Source organism: Cellulosimicrobium sp. SL-1 (assembly GCF_011033075.1).
Classification (GTDB): domain Bacteria; phylum Actinomycetota; class Actinomycetes; order Actinomycetales; family Cellulomonadaceae; genus Cellulosimicrobium; species Cellulosimicrobium funkei.
In genome coordinates this window covers 204,266-222,032 of record NZ_JAACJC010000007.1, presented here as the reverse complement: position 1 = coordinate 222,032, position 17,767 = coordinate 204,266, and the positions used below count along the sequence as shown (strand labels likewise).

Below are 17,767 nucleotides of genomic sequence, written 5' to 3'. Positions count from 1 at the left end.
CCGTCGCGGCGACCTGCCGCGCGCGACCATCCTACGTACCGGCCCCGGTGACCTGGGCCCTCATTTCGCGGCGCGGCGCCCCGCAGGGCCCGAAATCACCCGCTTCGCCCGGTGTCCGGGGCGGGCCGGGCACCGGCGGGGCGGGTGCGGGTGAGGGACGTCACCGGGCCCGGCCCCGCGGCCCGCCCGCGCCCTCCGGTACGATGGGTGGACCTTTGGAGTTCGTCGCTCGTCCCGCGTGTGTCCGTGAGAGTGGCCGACCCCCCTGATCTCCCCGATCGTGGCGGTGGCCGGCCTGGTGTGTTCGGGAGTGCGACCTGCGAGAACCGACCCGGTGACCGCACGCCACTCCACACCCCGAAACGAACGGTCCTCACCCTTTCATGACTGCTGACGTCGTCGCGCCCTCGCACGCCCTCGACCACTCCACCGACACCTCCCCCGCCGTCGCGGAGCAGACCGCTCCCACCGGCCCCGTGTTCTCCGACCTCGGCCTGCCCGCGCCCCTCGAGCGCGCCGTCGCCGACCTCGGGTTCGTCACTCCGTCCGCGATCCAGGCCGAGGCCATCCCCGCGCTCCTCGCGGGCCGCGACATCACCGGCGTCGCGCAGACCGGCACCGGCAAGACCGCCGCGTTCGGCCTCCCGCTGCTCGCCGCGATCGACCCCACGCTGCGGCGCGTGCAGGCCGTCGTCCTCACCCCGACGCGCGAGCTCGCGATGCAGGTCGCCGACGCCGTCGAGTCGTTCGCGGCGCACCTGCCCAAGGTCGACGTCGTCGCCGTGTACGGCGGCTCGCCCTACCAGCCGCAGCAGCGGGCGCTCGCGGCCGGGGCGCAGGTCGTCGTCGGCACGCCGGGGCGCGTCATCGACCACATCGAGCGCGGCACCCTCGTGCTCGACGACGTGCGCTTCCTCGTGCTCGACGAGGCCGACGAGATGCTGCGCATGGGCTTCGCGGAGGACGTCGACACGATCTTCTCCCGCGCGCCGCGCGAGCGTCAGGTCGCGCTGTTCTCCGCGACGATGCCCGCCCCGATCCGCCGCGTCGCGAACGAGCACCTCACCGACCCGGTCGAGATCGCCGTCGCGCGGCAGTCCTCCACGGTGACGAGCGTGCGCCAGACGTACGCCGTCGTGCCGTTCCGCCACAAGACCGGCTCCCTCGTGCGCGTGCTCGCCACGTCCGACGCCGAGGCCGCGATCGTGTTCACCCGCACGCGCGGCGCCGCGGAGGAGGTCGGGTCCGCGCTCGTCGAGCGCGGCATCTCGGCCGCGACCATCTCGGGCGACGTCGCGCAGAAGGAGCGCGAGCGGATCGTGGAGCGCCTGCGCTCCGGGGCGCTCGACGTCCTCGTCGCGACCGACGTCGCCGCGCGCGGTCTCGACGTGGACCGCATCGGTCTCGTCGTGAACTTCGACCTGCCGGGCGAGCCCGAGGCGTACGTGCACCGCATCGGCCGCACCGGCCGCGCGGGCCGCACCGGCGAGGCCCTGAGCTTCGTCACCCCGCACGAGCGCGGGCGCCTGCGCGCGATCGAGCGCACGACCCGCACCCCGCTGCAGGAGATCGAGATCCCCTCCCCCGCGGACGTGTCCGCGCACAAGGTGCGGGCCCTGCTCGGGCAGGTCCCCGCCCGCCAGGAGGCGGGCCGCCTGTCGATGTACGCCGACATGGTGCGCACCTTCCTCGCCGAGCACGACGTCGACCCGGTCGACCTCGCCGCGGCCATGGCGGCGCTCGCGGTCGGTGACGACGGTCCGCGTGCCCGTGAGGAGCAGGAGCGGTTCGAGGCGGAGCGGGCCGCGGCGCGCGAGCAGTCGAAGGCGCGTCGTACGGAGCGCGCGGGCGAGCGTCCGTCGCGCGGCGACCGTGCGTCGGGCCGCCGCGAGGGCGACGGGACGCGCGGTATCCGCCGCGACGCCGTCGGGACGCGCTACCGCCTGTCGGTGGGGCACAAGGACGGCGTGATGCCGGGCGGGATCGTGGGCGCGCTGACGAACGAGGCGGGTCTGGCCGGGTCGGACGTCGGCAAGATCGACATCTTCCCGTCGTTCTCGCTCGTGGACATCACCGCGCCGCTCGACGCGGACACGATGGACCGCATCTCGCGGGCGCGGGTCGCGGGCAAGGCGCTGCGCATCCGTCTCGACGAGGGCGCGCCCGCGTCCCGGGGCCCGCGTGCCGGGCACGGCCCGTCGGGTCGTCGTGACGAGCGTCGTGACCGGTTCGACCGTGCCGACGACCGGGGCGAGCGCAAGCCGCGCCACCGCGCCGCGTTCTGACCGCTCCGCCGACGGCAGCCCCGCCGGCGCACGACGACGGCCCCCGGATCTCCTCGATCCGGGGGCCGTCGTCGTCGGTGCGGGGTGACCGTGGCGCGGGAACGGTAGCCGCGCGCCTGCGGTGCTTACTCGTGGGCCTCGCCGTGCGCCTTCACCAGGGCGGCGAGGCGACGCGCCTCCGCCTCGCCCCGGGCGCCGTCGGCCCGTTGGATGCCCATGACGGCGAGGGTGGACCCGTCCGCGAGGTCGAGGCGCACCCACGCGTCGCCGGAGCCGAAGCGGACCGACACGATCTGGGGCCAGGCGAGGCGGCGCGTGTAGATGACGTTGCGCACCCGCAGGCCCTCGCGCGTCGGGACGGCGTGCACGCCGCCCAGGCGCCACAGCAGCCACGCCGCGAACAGCGCGAACGCCGCGATGGACAGCCGGTTCACCCACGACGTGCCGAGCGGCCCCGTCGCGGACAGCCCCACCACGACGCACCCGCCGACGACGACCACGCCCGTCGCCCAGGCCGACACCAGCCCGAACCGGGGCCGGAACGTGCGGTACGGGTCGTCGTCGCGGTCGCCCGGCAGGCCGGGGTCGGGGAACGGGTCGGTGCTCATGCCGCCACCGTCTCACACCCGCCGACCACCCACCGGCGGCACGAGGTCAGAGGCGCGAGGCGTGGATCCGGGTCACGAGGATCGCGCGCGCACCCACGTCGTACAGGGCGTCCATGACCTGGTTCGTGCGGTCGCGGCGCACCATCGCCCGCACCGCCGCCCAGTCCCGGTCGTGCAGCGGAGACACCGTGGGCGACTCCAGGCCCGGCGTGATCGCGACCGCACGGTCCACGAGCGACACCGGCACGTCGTAGTCCATGAGGACGTACTCGTGCGCCGTCAGCACCCCCTGCAGACGACGCGACAGCACCTCCACCCCCGCCGGGACGTCCGCCTCCGCAACCTTGCGCGGCCGGATCAGCACCGCCTCCGACACCAGGATCGGGTCGCCGAACACCTCCAGGCCGGCGCCCCGCAGCGTCGTGCCCGTCGAGACCACGTCCGCGACGACGTCCGCCACCCCGAGCTGCACCGCCGACTCGACCGCACCGTCCAGGTGCACCACCGTCGCGTCCACCCCGTGCGCCCGCAGGTGCCCCTCCACGAGGACCTCGTACGACGTCGCGACCCGCAGCCCCTGCACCTGCTCCAACGACGTGATCGTCCCCGCCGGCGCCGCGTAGCGGAACGTCGACCCCCCGAACCCGAGCTGCATGTGCTCCACCGCGTCCGCGCCCGAGTCCAGCAGCAGGTCCCGACCCGTGACCCCGACGTCGACCGTGCCCGACCCCACGTACACCGCGATGTCGCGCGGGCGCAGGAAGAAGAACTCGGCGTCGTTGTCCGGGTCCGCCAGCACCAGCTCGCGCGGGTCACGACGCTGCCGGTACCCCGCCTCGCGCAGCATCTCGACGGCAGGCTCGGACAGGGACCCCTTGTTGGGGACGGCGATACGCAGCATGACAGGACCTTCGTTCAGGGGATCGGGCAGGAAGAGGGGAACAGCAGGGACGAGCGAGGGGCGAGCGGCGCTCGCGGCCGGGAGCGGGGACGCTCACCGGCGCGGCCGCTCACAGATGCTCGTACACGTCCTGCAGGCTCAGACCCTTCGCCAGCATGAGGACCTGCAGGTGGTAGAGGAGCTGGGAGATCTCCTCCGCCGTCTTCACGTCACCCTCGTACTCGGCGGCCATCCACACCTCGGCGGCCTCCTCGACCACCTTCTTCCCGATCGCGTGCACGCCGGCGTCCAGCTCAGCGACCGTGCCGGAACCGGCAGGTCGCGTCGTGGCCTTCTCGGACAGCTCCGCGAACAGGGACTCGAACGTCTTCACGGGCTCCAGGGTATCCGCCGCCCGGACCCGGCCGGGGCGTGTCCGCCCAGCGGGCACGCCCCGACCGCCCCCGTCAGAGGTCGCGCAGCGCCACGACCGTCGCGACCGCGGCCTCCGCGGCCTCCGCACCCTTGTCCTCGCGCGACCCCTCCAGGCCCGCCCGGTCCAGGGCCTGCTGCTCGTCGTCGCACGTCAGCACACCGAACCCCACCGGCACCCCCGTGCGCACGCTCACGTCCGTCAGACCCGACGTCGCCGCCTGGCACACGTACTCGAAGTGCGGCGTCCCCCCACGGATCACCACCCCCACCGCCACCACCGCGTCCGCACCGTGCTCCACCGCACGCGCCGCCGCCACCGGCAGCTCGAACGACCCCGGCACCCGCACCACGCTCACGTGCGACACGTTCGCCGCCGCCAACGCCCGCCGCGCGCCCGCCAGCAACCCGTCCATCACCTCCGTGTGCCAGCTCGCCGCGACCACCGTCACCCGCAGCCCCGACCCGTCCACGCTCACCGTCGGCGCACCTGCCCCGCTCATCCCTCGTCCTCCTTCGTCTCCGTACCCGGCTCGTCGCCCGGCTCCACCAGGACAGCCCCGTCCGGGACCTCCACCGTGTCCAGCAGATGACCCATCGCCACCTTCTTCGTCACCAGGTACGCCCGGTTGTGCTCCCCGTGACCCACCTCGATCCGCTCCGCCCCCACCACGTCGATGCCCGACGCCACCAGACCCGTCACCTTCGCCGGGTTGTTCGTCAGCAACCGCACCCGCGACAACCCCAGGTCCGCCAGGATCGCCGCCGCCGCCCCGTACTCCCGACGGTCCACCGGCCACCCCAGCTCCAGGTTCGCCTGCACCGTGTCCAGACCCGCGTCCTGCAGCTCGTACGCCCCGATCTTCGCCAGCAACCCGATCCCCCGACCCTCGTGCCCCCGCAGGTACACCACCGCACCCCCCTCCGCCGCGACCCGCCCCAACGCCGCCTGCAGCTGCGGACCGCAGTCGCACCGCAACGACCCGAACGCGTCCCCCGTCAAGCACTCCGAGTGCACCCGCACCACCGGCACCACCTCCGTCCCGACGGCGCTCGCGGCCTCCGCACCAGCCTCACCCCGACCCGAGGCACCAGCAGGGGCGACCGCAGGGACCAGCGCCACGTGCTCCGCCCCCGTACGCAGGTCCCGGTACCCCACCACCCGGAACCGGCCGTGCACCGTCGGGAGCTCCGCCGAAGCCGTGCGGTGCACCCGCCGCGCCACCGCCTCCCGACCCGGCACCTCCATGGCCACCGCAGGCGCCGGGTCGTGCACCCGCCGCCACGCCACCAGGTCCGCGATCGTGATCAGCACCAACCCGTCACGCTCCGCCAACGCCGCCGCGTCCCCCAGACGCATCATCGTCCCGTCGTCGTGCACCAGCTCCGCGATACCCCCGACCTCACCCCTCCCCGCCAGACGCACCAGGTCCACCGCGGCCTCCGTGTGCCCCGCACGATGCAGCACACCCCCCGGCACCGCCCGCAACGGCAGCACATGACCCGGCCGGATCAGATCACTCGCACCCGACCCCGGGTCCGCCAGCACCCGCAACGTCCGCGCCCGGTCCTCCGCCGAGATCCCCGTCGACACCCCCGTCGCCGCGTCCACCGTCACCGTGTACGCCGTCCGCCGCGGATCCTGGCTGTGCGGCACCATCAACGGCAGCTCCAACGCGTCCGCCCGCGCCGCCGGCATCGGCGCGCACAGGTACCCCGACGAGTGCCGGATCGTCCACGCCACCCACTCCGCCGACACCCCCTGCGCCGCGAACACCACGTCCGCCTCGTTCTCCCGGTCCGGCGAGTCCGCCACCAGCACCGGACGCCCCGCCCGGATCGCCGCCAACGCCTCCTCCACCGACCCCAGCCGCACGCCCCCCGACCCCTCCGGCACCGCGGCGCTCGCGGACCCCGCGCCCGTCACGACGCGCTCCCGGGGACCACGCCGGACACCAGCAGGCGTTCGACGTACTTCGCGAGCACGTCCACCTCGAGGTTCACCCGGTCGCCCGGCACCAGTCGCCCGAGGATCGTCGCCTCGAGCGTCGTCGGGATCAGCGAGACGCCGAACGTCTCGTCGTCCACGTGCGTCACCGTCAACGACACCCCGCTCACCGCGATCGAGCCCTTCTCCGCCACGTAGCGCGTCAGACCCCCAGGCGCGGAGAGCACCAGGTCGTCCCACCGCTCCCCCGGCGCGCGGCTCACGAGCGTGCCGACGCCGTCCACGTGGCCCTGCACGACATGACCGCCCAGCCGCGCGTCCGCCCGGACGGCCCGCTCCAGGTTCACCGGCGACCCGGCCACGAGGTCACCCAGCGCAGTCCGCCGCAACGACTCCGGCATCACGTCCGCCGTGAACGACCCGTCGCCCCCGAGGCTCGTGACCGTCAGGCACACCCCGTTCACCGCGATCGAGTCACCGAGCCCCGCGTCCGACGCCGCGAGCGGCCCCTCGACCGTGAGCACCGCGTCCTCCCCCACGCCACCCGGGAACGCGATCCCCCGGACCCTGCCGATCTCCTCCACGATCCCCGTGAACATCAACCCACCCGTCCTTCCGTGCTCTTCCTGGACACCACCAGCGCGTCGTCCCCGACACGCCTCACCTCCACCGTGCGGAACCGGTGCGCGTCGGCGATCGTCGCCACACCCAACCCGTCCACCGCCCGCCGCCCGCTCCCCAGCAGCACCGGCGCCACGTACGCGTGCAGCTCGTCCACCGCCCCCGCGGCCAGGAACGCGGTCGCCAGCGTCGGACCGCCCTCCACCAGCACGTGCCGCACCTCGCGCTCCGCGAGCCGCTCCAGCACCTCACCGACGTCCCGCGTCAGCACGTGCACCAGCTCGCTACCCTCCCCGCGGACCCGCGCCGCCGGCGGGATCCCCCGCAGGCCCACGACCACCCGCAACGGCTGGTGCTCCGCCAGACGCGCGGCGCTCGCGGCGTCGTGCGCCGCGTCGTGGGAGGGGCCGTGGCCGCGCACCCGCGCCGTGAGCTCGGGGTCGTCGGCCAGGAGCGTGCCCGTGCCGACGACGATCGCGTCCACCTCCGCCCGCACGCGGTGCGCGTGCTCGCGCGCTGCGGGCCCGGTGATCCACCGGCTCGTCCCGTCCTGGGCGGCCACGTAGCCGTCGAGCGTCGTGGCCGTCTTGAGCGTCACGTACGGCGTGCCGCGCCGGACGGCCGTGAGCCACACCCGCAGGAGCTCCTCGCCCTCGGCGGCGCGCAGGCCGCGCACGACGCGGACCCCCGCGGCACGCAGCCGGTGCGCGCCGCCCGTGGCGACGGGGTTCGGGTCGTCGACGGCGAGCACGACCTCCGCCACGCCTGCGGCGACGAGCGCGTCGGCGCACGGGCCGGTGCGACCGGTGTGGGCGCACGGCTCGAGCGTCACGACCGCCGTCGCGCCGGCGACGTCGACGCCGCGCTCCCGGGCGTCCGCGAGGGCCGCCGCCTCGGCGTGCGGCGTGCCCGCGCCACGGTGCCACCCCTCGGCGAGCACGGGCCGCGGGTGCGGGTCGATCGAACCGGGCGCGGCGCCGTCGGGCAGGGTCGCGCCGGGCGGAGGGCCCAGCAGGACGCACCCGACCCGGGGGTTCGGCCCGTGCGCCGGCCCTCGGGCCGCCAGCTCGAGCGCGCGCGTCATCGCGTCGTCGACCGTCAGGGTGCGGGGGTGCTCGCCCATCGTCCTCCTCCCGGGCACGGGCGCTCCGGGGTGAGGGCGGGCGGCGGGTCGAGCCACGAGGGCTCGACGGCGTCGCTCACCACGGCGAGGCCGTCACCGTCCCGGACGGGTGCACCGGCGGGTCGCCGGAGCACCACGCGCCGAGGCGTGGCCACGCCGCACGTGCTTCCTCCCATCCGGACTTTCACCGTCGGTCCTGGAGTTCCACCAGGTCAACCGCGCGTGGGCGCGGGTCGCGGACTGTCACCGCCGGCTCGGAATTGCACCGACCCCGGAGCACGTTCGTGCGTACTGCGTTCTGCAACCGCCGATGCTACTCCGGGTGCGCTCCGCGCGGGCGCGACCGACGGTCCGACGCGTTCTCGCCCGCTCCCGTCGAGGTCCGCGCTCGCGAGAACCGCCTCACCCTGAGCGGCCGCCCTTCGCCGTCCGACGACCGCCGCCCCGCTCCTCTGTGCTTGGTGGTGAGTTTTCCGCGGTCTGGCAGGAGTGAAATTTGCGCTTGGCACACTATTTTGTGGGGAACGAAGAAGGGGCCCGTAGTGGGCCCCTTCTCGTCCTGACGTCAGTGGGCGTGCGCCGATGCCTCCGCCAGCTCGCGCAGCGCCTGGATCTCCTCGGGCACGTTCTCCGCCCCGTAGACCGCCGATCCGGCGACGAAGACGTTCGCCCCCGCGTCCGCGGCTCGCTCGATCGTCGAACGGGACACTCCCCCGTCGACCTGGATCCACACGTCGAGGCCCGACTCGCTCACGGCCTCGCGCGCCCGCCGGATCTTCGGCAGCGTCCCCTCGATGAAGGACTGTCCGCCGAAGCCCGGCTCGACCGTCATGACGAGGATCATGTCCACCTCGGTCAGCAGGTCCAGGAAGGGCTCCACCGGCGTCGCAGGGCGCAGCGCGACGCCTGCGCGGGCTCCCAGGCGGCGGAGCTCGCGAGCGAGCCGCACAGGGGCAGCAGCGGCCTCGGCGTGGAACGTGACCGACGCCGCGCCCGCCTCCGCGTAGGCCGGCGCCCAGCGGTCAGGGTCCTCGATCATGAGGTGGGCGTCGATCGGGACGGGCGACACCTGCGCCAGGCGCTCGAACACCGGCAGCCCGAGCGTCAGGTTCGGCACGAAGTGGTTGTCCATGACGTCGACGTGCGCGTAGTCCGCCGTGGCGATCGCGTTCAGGTCGCGCTCGAGATTCGCGAAGTCGGCGGACAGGATGCTCGGTGCGATGAGGGCTGCCATGGGCCCCAGCCTAGGGGCGCGTGCCGGAGCCCGGTGCTCGTACCCTCGTCGCGTGAGCGACCTCTCCTCCCCCTCCCCCGGCCCGGCCCCTGCCTCCGTCCGCGGCACGCCGCACCGCCCCGGGGACCCGCACGCCTCCGCACCCGTCGTGACGGTGCGCCCGGCCACGGTGCACGACCTGCCGCGGGTCGCGGAGATCGCCGCCCCGTTCGTGCGCGACACGTGCGTGACGTTCGAGGAGGAGGTCTGGGACGTCCCGGCGTGGCACCGCAAGCTCGACGACGTCACCGCGCGCGGCCTGCCGTTCCTCGTCGCCGAGGTCGACGCCCCGGGCGGGCCGAGCTCCCCGACCGGCGCCGTCGTCGCGGGCTACGCGTACGCGTCGGCCTGGCGCCCCAAGCCCGCCTACCGGCACACCGCCGAGGACACGATCTACCTCGACCCGGCGCACGCCGGGCGCGGGGTGGGCACCGCGCTGCTCGCCGCGCTCCTGGAGGCGGTCGCCGCCGCGGGGGTCCGCCAGGTCGTCTCCGTCGTGGCCGACGTCCCCGAGGCCGCCGGGTCGCTCCCGCTGCACCGCCGCTTCGGCTTCGTCGAGGCCGGGCGCCTCACCGCCGTCGGGTTCAAGCACGGCCGCTGGGTCGACACGATCCTGCTCCAGCGCACCCTCTGAGCACCCTGGGGCGCCCCGACCCGGCGGGGCGAGCAGGCGGTCCTGGTGGGTGAGGGCGCGCGGACCCGCCGCGACCACCTGCTCGGCGTGAGAAGGAGACCGTTAGACGGCCAGGGTTCGGCGGAGGTCGGTGGTACGGCGCTCGACCGTGCGCCAGGCGTGACGGCTCACGCCGGGGTGGGCGTCGCGGTCGATGTCCGCGAGCGCCGCGAGGAGTCCGTCGAGGGTCTGGGCGACGGCGCGCTGGGCGCGTCGGCGGGGCAGCCCCCAGGTGGTGCCCTCGGTGACGAGGTGGTCGGCGGTGAGTCGGTCCATGTCGCGTTCGCCGGCGACGTCCATGGCGAAGACGCGGGAGGCGTGGTCGTGGTGGAGGTGCATGGCGATGTCGTAGGCGGGGGCGAGGCGGACGGTGCCGTCGGCGTGGCGCAGGACGGAGATGTTCTTGGCGTGGGCGTCGGTGTTGCCGAGGGCGAGGTTGAGGGTGGTGAGGGCGAGGAGGGGGTCGGGGCGGGTGCCGTCGTCGCGCAGGGTGCGGGCGATGGCGGCGAGGGAGGGGAAGCGGCGGCCGTGCTGGAACTTGCGTTCGGGGTCGCGGGTGTTGATGCCGAGGGCCTGGGCGGCGTCCTCCTGGTGGAGGCGTGCGGTGCCGGTGGGGTCGGTGGGGTCGGGGACGCGGTCGTAGCGGGTGACGACGATGGCGCGTTCGCCGTCGAGCTCGGTGACGTGGGCGTGGACGGTGGTGAGGCCGACGCGGCGGGCGAGGTCGAGGGCGGCGGCCTCGGTGTTGACGAGGTCGGCGGTGGGTGAGTCGGCGGGGCGGGCGACCTTGAGGATGTGGGTGGTCGGTGCGGAGCCGTGGGGTCGGGCCCAGCCGTGCTCGTCGTGGAGGAGGGTGATCTTGGGTTCCATGCCGGGCAGGGAGCTGGTGAGGTGGTCGGTGCGGCCTTCTCCCCCGCTGCGTGCGACGGCGGCGCGCAGGAGTCGTGCGACGGCGGCGTCGTCGAGGCGTTCGGGGGTGCCGGGGGTGGGGAGGGGTTGTCCTTCGGGTGCGAGGAGGACGGCGCCGGCGGTGTCGTGGCCGTAGTGGACGAGGAAGGCGAGGGCGTCGTCGGGGTCGATGCCGGCGTCGATGGCCATGGCGTCGCGGGTGCGGCCCTCGGGGAGGAGTCCGTCGAGCCAGGCGGCGACGCGCGCGGGGTGGGGCGGGGGGTCGTCGGGTGGGGTGATGGGCAGCAGGTGGGACAGGACACGGGCGTCGTGCCCCCAGCGGTCGAGCGCGTCGGTGGGCCAGGTGAGGGTGACGCGGGGTGTGCCGTCGGTGGTGCGCAGGCCGGTGGGTGCGAGGGTCGCGACGGGGGTGCCGTAGAGCCAGGCGGTGAGGGTGGTCATCGGCGTTCCTGGAGTCGCAGGTCGACGTCGAGGGTGTCGAGGAGCTCGAAGAGTCGTTGGACCCAGAGGTTCTCGACGCCGTTCTCGAGCTCGGAGAGGTACTGGCGGGTGATGCCGAGCTCGTCGGCAACCTGGGCCTGGGTGAGTCCGCGGGTTCGGCGGACGCGGCTGAGGTAGGCGCCGAGGTCGCGGGGGCTGCGGGGGGTGGTCCAGGTGTCGGCCATGCTCGCTCTCCTGCCGTGGGGGCGCTGACGTGCTGCCGTGTCGGGATTCCCTGACACGAGGTGTTGTCAGGTTACTCCGACATCCCCGCGTTGTCGAGATATCACGACATCGCGACGCGGGGCGCGGCGCTCACACCGTGCGGCGCAGGAGCGTGAGGTGCATGGCGTCGGTGCCGTGGACGTGCGGCCAGAGCTGGACGTCCTGACGGTCCCCGAGCTCGACGGTGTCGCGCACCTCCGGACGCACGACGTCGCGCACGACGTCCGGGGCGTCGAGGACCTCGACATCGTCGCGGCGGCGCAGCACGTCGGCGACGACGACCTGGGTCTCGGCGAGGTGGGGCGAGCACGTGACGTACCCGACCACTCCCCCGGGCCGGACGGCGTCGAGCGCGGAGTCGAGGAGCTCGCGCTGGAGCCCGGTGAGGGGCGCGAGGTCCGCCGGGGTGCGGCGCCACCGCGACTCGGGCCGGCGGCGCAGGGCCCCGAGGCCCGTGCAGGGGGCGTCGAGGAGCACGCGGTCGTACGCGCCCGGCTCGTCCTGCCCGACGGCGCGCCCGTCACCCGTGCGCACGGCCTCCACGGCGTCCGCAGGGACGGCGGCGAGCGCCTTCTCCACGAGGCGTGCGCGGTGCGGCTGGACCTCGTTGGCGACGAGGCGCGCCCCGCGCTCGGCCGCGAGCGCCGCGAGGAGCGCGGCCTTGCCGCCCGGGCCGGCGCACAGGTCGAGCCAGCGCGCGTCGTCGCCGGTGGAGCCGGGCTGCGGTCCGGTGAGCGGTGCGGCGGCGAGCGCGAGGGCGACGAGCTGGCTGCCCTCGTCCTGGACGCCGGCGCGGCCGTCGCGCACGGCGCCGAACGCGGCGGGGTCGCCGCCGTCGAGGGTGAGCGCGGTGGGTGCCCAGCGGGCGGGGGTGACGCGGCCGTCGCCGTCGGCGAGCTCGTGGGGGTCGGCGAGGCCGGGGCGCGCGACGAGCGTGACGCGGGGGGCGTCGTTGTCGGCGGCGAGGAGGGCGTCGAGCTCGTCCACGGGGCGTCCGTTGCCGGCGAGGGCGTCGCGCAGGGCGCGGGCGATCCACACGGGGTGGCTCTGGGTGGCCGCGAGCGCCGCGAGGGGGTCGGGGGCGTCGTCGGCGAGGGTCGTGAGCCAGTCGTCGAGGGGGGTGCGGGCGACGCGGCGCAGGACGGCGTTGACGAGCTGGGCGCTGCCGGCGCCGGTGCGTTCGCGGGCGAGGCCGACGGTCTCGGAGACGGCGGCGTGCTGCGGGACGCGCATGGCGAGGAGCTGGTGGGTGCCGAGGCGCAGGACGTCGAGCACGGGCGGGTCGAGGCGGTCGAGGGGGCGGTCGAGGCAGTGCGCGAGGATCGCGTCGTAGCGGCCGCGCAGGCGCAGCGTGCCGTAGGCGAGCTCGGTCGCGAAGCCCGCGTCGCGCCCGCGGATGCCGCGCTCACGCAGCAGGGGCGGCAGGACCAGGTTGGCGTAGGCGTCGGAGCCGTCGACCTGGCGCAGGACGTCGTACGCGACGGCCCGTGCGGGGTCGGTGCCCTTGCGACGCTGGGAGGGTGCCGCGGAGCCGCGGTGCACCTCTCCGCGGGAGCGGGCGGCGCCGCGCTGGCGCCCTCGGGCGTCGCGGCGCTCGTCCCCCCCGCCGGCCCGCGCCGCACCAGAATTCGAACGTGCGTTCGAGTTGTCGCCTCCACCCGGGGTGCCATCGCTCGAACGCCTGTTCGACGCGGCGCCCTCCCGGCGCTGCGGTCGCCCGTTCCTGTTCGAACGTGCGTTCGAACCGTCGCGGTCGCGGCGCTCGGCGCTCATCGGGCGGTCTCCGCACCGAGGACCGTGGCGTCGTCGAGCCGGGCACCGCGCGCCCAGTCCGCGGCGGCCATGTGCTTCTTGCCCACGGGCGCCACCTCCCCCAGCTGGACGGCGTGGGTCGCGGTCCCGACGAGCACCTCCTTCTTCCCGGCGCGCACGCGCCCGGGGGCGAGGTCGACGACGTCGGGCCGCGGGGTGACCGGGCCGAGCCCCAGGCGCGCGGGCGTACCGTCGGCGCCGGGCAGGGTCGTCCACGCCCCGGGGGCCGGGGTGCAGCCGCGCACCAGGCGGTCGACCGCGAGCGCCGGGTGGTCCCAGCGGACCTCCGCGTCGGCCGTCGTGAGCTTGGCGGCGTGCGAGACGCCGTCGGCGGGCTGGGGCTGCGGGCGCAGGGTGCCGTCCTCGAGGGCGTCGAGGGTGGCGACGAGGAGGCCGGCACCGGAGACGGCGAGGCGGCCCAGGAGGTCGCCCGCGGTGTCCCGGGGCCGGATCGTCTCCGTCGTGGTGCCGAGCGTGGGCCCCGAGTCCAGCCCTTCCTCGATGAGGAACGTCGTCGCCCCGGTCACCTCGTCGCCCGCGATGATCGCGCGCTGCACGGGCGCCGCGCCGCGCCAGGCGGGCAGGACGGAGAAGTGCAGGTTGACCCACCCGTGCCGGGGCACGGCGAGCACGTCGGGGCGCAGGATCTCCCCGTACGCGACGACGGGTGCCGCGTCGACGTCGAGCGCGGCGAAGCGCGCGAGGAACTCCTCGCCGCGGGGCCGGTCCGTGAGGACCGGGATCCCGGCCTCCTCGGCACGCACGCGGACGGGGCTGGGGGTCAGGCGCCGTCCGCGGCCCGACGGCGCGTCGGCGCGCGTGAGCACGGCGACCACCTCGTGGCGGGAGTCGAGGAGGGCGTCGAGGGACGGGACCGCGGTATCCGGGGTCCCCGCGAACAGCAGGCGCATGGGCCCGATTCTAGGTGGCCGGGCAGGGCGGCAGACCCGGGAGCGGCCCCGTGCACGGGTCATGCGCCGGCGCGCACAGGCGCGCGGTCGGGCCCGGGGGTCAGGTCGCCAGCGTGGCGACCGGAGGGAACGCGGGGAACGCCTCGTCGCCCACGGGAGCGAGCTCGAGGCAGCTCAGCCGGTCGTCGTCGACGAACAGCAGCAGGAGGAAGCGGTCCGTGCCCGCCTCCAGCACGACGCGCGGGCCCTGCGCGGGGACGGGACCGTCGTCGTCCCCCAGGTCGATCGTCGGGCAGGCCCCGCACGCGCACGTGCCGTGCACGCGCACCGCGTCGACCTGGGCGAGCCAGCGCCCACGGTCGGCCGCGTCCCGGTCCGGCGCGACCGCCTCGCCGCGGCACCCGTGGCCGAGCATCCAGACGAGCACGTCGCGCTCACGGGCCGTGAGCGCGCGCGGCACCCCGGCACCCGTCACGACGCGGCGCCCATCACGACCCGGCGCCCTCGGGGCCGACCGGCACGCCCAGGTCGCGCAGCGCCGCGCGCAGGCCCGCCGTGCCCACGAACAGGTGGGTGCGCAGCCCGAGGCGCGCCGCGGCGTCGACGTTGGCCGCGCTGTCGTCGGTGAACAGCGTCCGGGCCGGGTCGAGACCGAACCGCTCGACCGCGAGCGCGAAGATCGCCGGGTCGGGCTTGGCCAGGCCCTCGCGCCCGGAGACCAGCACGTCCTCCATGAGGGCCGTGGCCGGAGCGGCCGGAGCGGCGTGCCCGAAGAGCTCCGCGGACCAGTTCGTCAGCCCGTACAGCCGCAGGCCCAGGTCCCGCAGCTCGCGCACGAGCTCCTCGGAGCCCTCGACCGGGCCGGTGAGCGTCGCGGGGAACCGCTCGACGTACCGGTCCAGCATCGCGACGTGGTGCGGGTGGCTCGCCGCCACGCGGTCGCGCGCGTCCTGCCACGTCGCACCCGCGTCCCGCTCGTGGTTGAGCACGCGGAAGTCCACGTCGGCGAAGAACGCGTCCACGTCCCGCCGGTCGACGCCGTCGTACGCGCCGTACGGGTCCCAGCCCACCAGGACGTTGCCGAAGTCGTACAGCACGGCGTCGATCTCGCGGGCGGCGGGTGCCGGGCCCGGGTCGGGGGTCTCGTCGGCGGACGCCCCGGTGACGGGGGCGACGGTCGGGGCGTCGGGCACGGGGTGGTGCGTCACAGGATCTCCTTCGGGTCGAGCTCCACCCGCACGCTACCCGGCTCGCGCCGCGCGGACCGGACCGCGACGGACGCGCCGAGCTCGCGCGCCAGCCGACGGCCGTCGCGCACCGGGACGCGCACCACCGCCCGCACGGGTGGGGCGTCCACCAGCCCAGGCGCCGCGCCGTCCACCCCGTCGGCACCCCGCCCGCGGGGCGACGCCGCCACCTCCACCGGGCCCAGCACCGTCTCCGGGCCCGCGAGCGCCACCCGGCCCAGCACCGCCGCCACCGCGGGACGGTCGCCCGTCACCGCCGCCACCCGGACCGCCGGCGGCAGCGACAGCTCGACCCGCTCGTCCAGCTCGCGGTCCGCGAGGAGCGCCGGGTCCCAGCGCACGAGCGCGTTCGTCGGCGCGGGCGCGGCGTCGCCCACGAGCAGCACCTGCCCGCCCGCCGTCGCGGGCCGCACGAGCGCCGCCGCGGCGAGCCAGCGCGCCAGCGCGTCCTGCGCCACGTCCAGCCCGACGTGCGCCGTGCTCACCGCCGCGTCCAGCAGCAGCGCCGCCGCGTACCCGCCCTCGGCGACCGGCTCGGCGCCCGGCGTCGCGACCACGAGCGCGGGACGCGCGGACACCGCCCCCAGCACCCCGCCCGCCGCCGCGGCACCCGACACCTGCACCGGGACCCCCGCGAACGCACGGCCCAGCTCCTCCGCGGTGCGCTGGGACCCCACGCGCACCGACCGCAGCCCCGTCCAGTGGCACTCCGCGCACGACCACCCGCCCGCGAGCGCCCCGCACCACGCGCACTGGGGCGTCGCCTGGGGGCCGGACAGCGCGAGCGGGCCGTGGCACACCGTGCAGCGCGCGGGCGTGCGGCACCGGCCGCACGCCACCACGGGCACGTACCCCGACCGCGGCACCTGCACCAGCACCGGCCCCTGCTCCAGCGCCGCACGCGCAGTGCGCCACGCGGCCGTCGGGATGCGCGCCGCGGCGCCCGGTCCCTCCGCCGCCAGCTCGACCGAGGTCAGCGCCCGCACGCGCGGCGCCCGGGCCCGCACGACGTCGCGCGGCGCCGCGAGCTCGTGCGCCCAGCCCCGAACGACGAGCGCGTGCGCCGCGACCGTGCGCCCGTGCGACCCCAGCAGGAACGCCGCGCCCTCCTGGTCGCTGCGCAGCGCGAGCACCTCGCGCGCGTGCGGGTACGGGGCGCGCGGCTCCGCGAGCGTGTCCTCGCCGTCGTTCCAGCACACCACCAGCCCGAGGTCGACCACGGGCGCGAACGCCGCTGCGCGGGTCCCCACGACGACGCGCGCGTCACCGTGCAGGACGGCGAGGAACGCGCGGTAGCGCGGCGCGGGCCCCTCGTCGGCCGTCAGCCGCACCACCTCGCCCCCGGTCGCCGCGTCCCACGCAGGCAGCCCGGCGGCCGCGAGCGCCGCGCAGACCTGGTCGACGTCGCGCGCGTCGGGCACGACGACGAGCGCGCCCCGCCCGCCCGAGCGGGCCGCGCGCACCGCCTCGGCGACCGCGGCCGCCCAGTGCGTGACGGGCAGCGCGTCGGGCTCCTTGCGCGAGCGGCCCGCGCCGCGCCGACCCTCGGACGCCGCCTCGGGCGCCGCGGGCGCGAGCCCGGGGAGCGCGGTCCACACGGCCCGGGGCGCCCCGCCGCCCGCGACGTGCGCGAGGAACGCGGCGCCGGCCCGGTACGGGGCCCACACGGACTCCTGGTGCGTCGCAGCCGCGGGCACGGACCCGGGAACGGACTCGGTAGGCGCAGGAACGGACTCGGCGACGGAAGGGGCCGTAGGAACCGCCTCGGCGGCGACGGCGTCGCCCGGGGCGGCCCCGGCCGGGGTCGATCCCGGCGCGGGGACCGCGTCAGCGGCCGTCCGTGCCGCGAAGGTCTGCTCGGCGCGCGCGTGCCGCGGGGGCACGGCGAGGCGCAGCACGTCCGAGAGCGTGCCCGCGTAGTGGTCGGCGACCGCGCGCGCGAGCCGGGCGACAGCCGGTGCCAGCACGGGCTCGGCCGACACGACGCGCCGCAGCGGCAGCAAGCGCCCGTCGTGGTCCGAGCGATCGACGCGCTCCAGGACGTACCCGTCGACGTCCCGGCCCGCGAACCGCACCTTGACCCGCACCCCCGGGCGCGCGTCGTCGGACATCGTGGCGGGCACGAGGTAGTCGAAGGGGCGGTCCAGGTGCGGGGGCGCGAGGTCGAGCGCGAGGCGCGCCACCGGCAGGTGCGCGGCGATCTGGTGCGACGCCGGCGGCGCGGGCCCCCGGCGGGGCGCAGCGGGCGCGACGGTGAGCAGGGTGTCCTGCACCGCCCGCGACGTGTCCTCCGGCTCGCTCACGACGCCATCGAACCACGCGCCGCCGTCACGACCGGCG

The 17,767-nt window shown here is 76.1% G+C and carries 17 protein-coding genes and 1 riboswitch; of the genes, 2 read left to right on the top strand and 15 right to left on the bottom strand.

The window, feature by feature from the left end:
* Positions 1-383: 383 nt before the first annotated feature.
* Positions 384-2,285, top strand: coding sequence for a DEAD/DEAH box helicase (locus tag GWJ10_RS13035; protein WP_085387970.1), 1,902 nt, complete (start codon positions 384-386; stop codon positions 2,283-2,285).
* Between the two features lie 125 nt (positions 2,286-2,410).
* Here the strand turns inward: GWJ10_RS13035 and GWJ10_RS13030 are convergent, their stop codons facing one another.
* From GWJ10_RS13030 to rpe, 8 genes are all read right to left on the bottom strand, one after another.
* Positions 2,411-2,893 (bottom strand): PH domain-containing protein, encoded by a 483-nt coding sequence (locus GWJ10_RS13030; RefSeq protein WP_009865158.1) that lies wholly within the window; start codon positions 2,891-2,893, stop codon positions 2,411-2,413.
* A 46-nt stretch (positions 2,894-2,939) separates the two neighbouring features.
* Positions 2,940-3,794 carry an ATP phosphoribosyltransferase gene (gene hisG / locus GWJ10_RS13025; protein WP_009865157.1) on the bottom strand — a complete coding sequence of 285 codons (855 nt, stop codon included), beginning with the start codon at positions 3,792-3,794 and terminating at the stop codon, positions 2,940-2,942.
* A gap of 109 nt (positions 3,795-3,903) precedes the next feature.
* Entirely contained in the window at positions 3,904-4,167 is a 264-nt protein-coding gene (locus GWJ10_RS13020) for a phosphoribosyl-ATP diphosphatase (RefSeq protein ID WP_024839663.1), read from the bottom strand.
* 73 nt (positions 4,168-4,240) lie between these two features.
* Positions 4,241-4,708: a 6,7-dimethyl-8-ribityllumazine synthase gene (gene ribH / locus GWJ10_RS13015; RefSeq protein ID WP_163187885.1), complete on the bottom strand. Its 468-nt coding sequence runs from the start codon at positions 4,706-4,708 to the stop codon at positions 4,241-4,243.
* Positions 4,705-6,132, bottom strand: a complete 1,428-nt coding sequence (gene ribB, locus GWJ10_RS13010; RefSeq protein WP_241005798.1) for a 3,4-dihydroxy-2-butanone-4-phosphate synthase — start codon at positions 6,130-6,132, stop codon at positions 4,705-4,707. Before ribB ends, ribH begins: the two co-directional genes overlap by 4 nt.
* Positions 6,129-6,752, bottom strand: a complete 624-nt coding sequence (locus GWJ10_RS13005; RefSeq protein WP_163187883.1) for a riboflavin synthase — start codon at positions 6,750-6,752, stop codon at positions 6,129-6,131. Before GWJ10_RS13005 ends, ribB begins: the two co-directional genes overlap by 4 nt.
* Entirely contained in the window at positions 6,752-7,897 is a 1,146-nt protein-coding gene (ribD, locus tag GWJ10_RS13000; protein WP_241005797.1) for a bifunctional diaminohydroxyphosphoribosylaminopyrimidine deaminase/5-amino-6-(5-phosphoribosylamino)uracil reductase RibD, read from the bottom strand. The genes GWJ10_RS13005 and ribD overlap by 1 nt, the downstream gene beginning before the upstream one ends.
* 158 nt (positions 7,898-8,055) lie before the next feature.
* A riboswitch (FMN riboswitch) is annotated at positions 8,056-8,181 on the bottom strand.
* Positions 8,182-8,462: 281 nt separating this feature from the next.
* Positions 8,463-9,131: a ribulose-phosphate 3-epimerase gene (gene rpe, locus GWJ10_RS12995; protein WP_009863278.1), complete on the bottom strand. Its 669-nt coding sequence runs from the start codon at positions 9,129-9,131 to the stop codon at positions 8,463-8,465.
* Positions 9,132-9,183: 52 nt separating this feature from the next.
* Here rpe and GWJ10_RS12990 point away from each other — a divergent pair, with 52 nt between their 5' ends.
* Positions 9,184-9,804, top strand: coding sequence for a GNAT family N-acetyltransferase (locus GWJ10_RS12990; RefSeq protein ID WP_241005796.1), 621 nt, complete (start codon positions 9,184-9,186; stop codon positions 9,802-9,804).
* Between the two features lie 102 nt (positions 9,805-9,906).
* Here GWJ10_RS12990 and GWJ10_RS12985 read toward each other — a convergent pair whose 3' ends face one another.
* From GWJ10_RS12985 to GWJ10_RS12955, 7 genes are all read right to left on the bottom strand, one after another.
* Positions 9,907-11,193: a HipA domain-containing protein gene (locus GWJ10_RS12985; RefSeq protein WP_163187881.1), complete on the bottom strand. Its 1,287-nt coding sequence runs from the start codon at positions 11,191-11,193 to the stop codon at positions 9,907-9,909.
* Positions 11,190-11,417 (bottom strand): helix-turn-helix transcriptional regulator, encoded by a 228-nt coding sequence (locus GWJ10_RS12980; protein WP_031316417.1) that lies wholly within the window; start codon positions 11,415-11,417, stop codon positions 11,190-11,192. Before GWJ10_RS12980 ends, GWJ10_RS12985 begins: the two co-directional genes overlap by 4 nt.
* A 130-nt stretch (positions 11,418-11,547) precedes the next feature.
* Positions 11,548-13,230, bottom strand: coding sequence for a transcription antitermination factor NusB (locus tag GWJ10_RS12975; protein ID WP_163187879.1), 1,683 nt, complete (start codon positions 13,228-13,230; stop codon positions 11,548-11,550).
* Positions 13,227-14,180, bottom strand: a complete 954-nt coding sequence (fmt, locus tag GWJ10_RS12970) for a methionyl-tRNA formyltransferase (RefSeq protein WP_163187877.1) — start codon at positions 14,178-14,180, stop codon at positions 13,227-13,229. The genes GWJ10_RS12975 and fmt overlap by 4 nt, the downstream gene beginning before the upstream one ends.
* Positions 14,181-14,280: 100 nt before the next feature.
* Entirely contained in the window at positions 14,281-14,655 is a 375-nt protein-coding gene (locus tag GWJ10_RS12965; RefSeq protein ID WP_163187875.1) for a hypothetical protein, read from the bottom strand.
* Between the two features lie 13 nt (positions 14,656-14,668).
* Positions 14,669-15,388 carry an HAD family phosphatase gene (locus tag GWJ10_RS12960; RefSeq protein ID WP_241005795.1) on the bottom strand — a complete coding sequence of 240 codons (720 nt, stop codon included), beginning with the start codon at positions 15,386-15,388 and terminating at the stop codon, positions 14,669-14,671.
* The gene (locus GWJ10_RS12955; protein WP_163187873.1) at positions 15,385-17,730 is read right to left on the bottom strand and encodes a primosomal protein N'; all 2,346 of its coding nucleotides are present in this window, start codon (positions 17,728-17,730) and stop codon (positions 15,385-15,387) included. The genes GWJ10_RS12960 and GWJ10_RS12955 overlap by 4 nt, the downstream gene beginning before the upstream one ends.
* Positions 17,731-17,767: the final 37 nt, after the last annotated feature.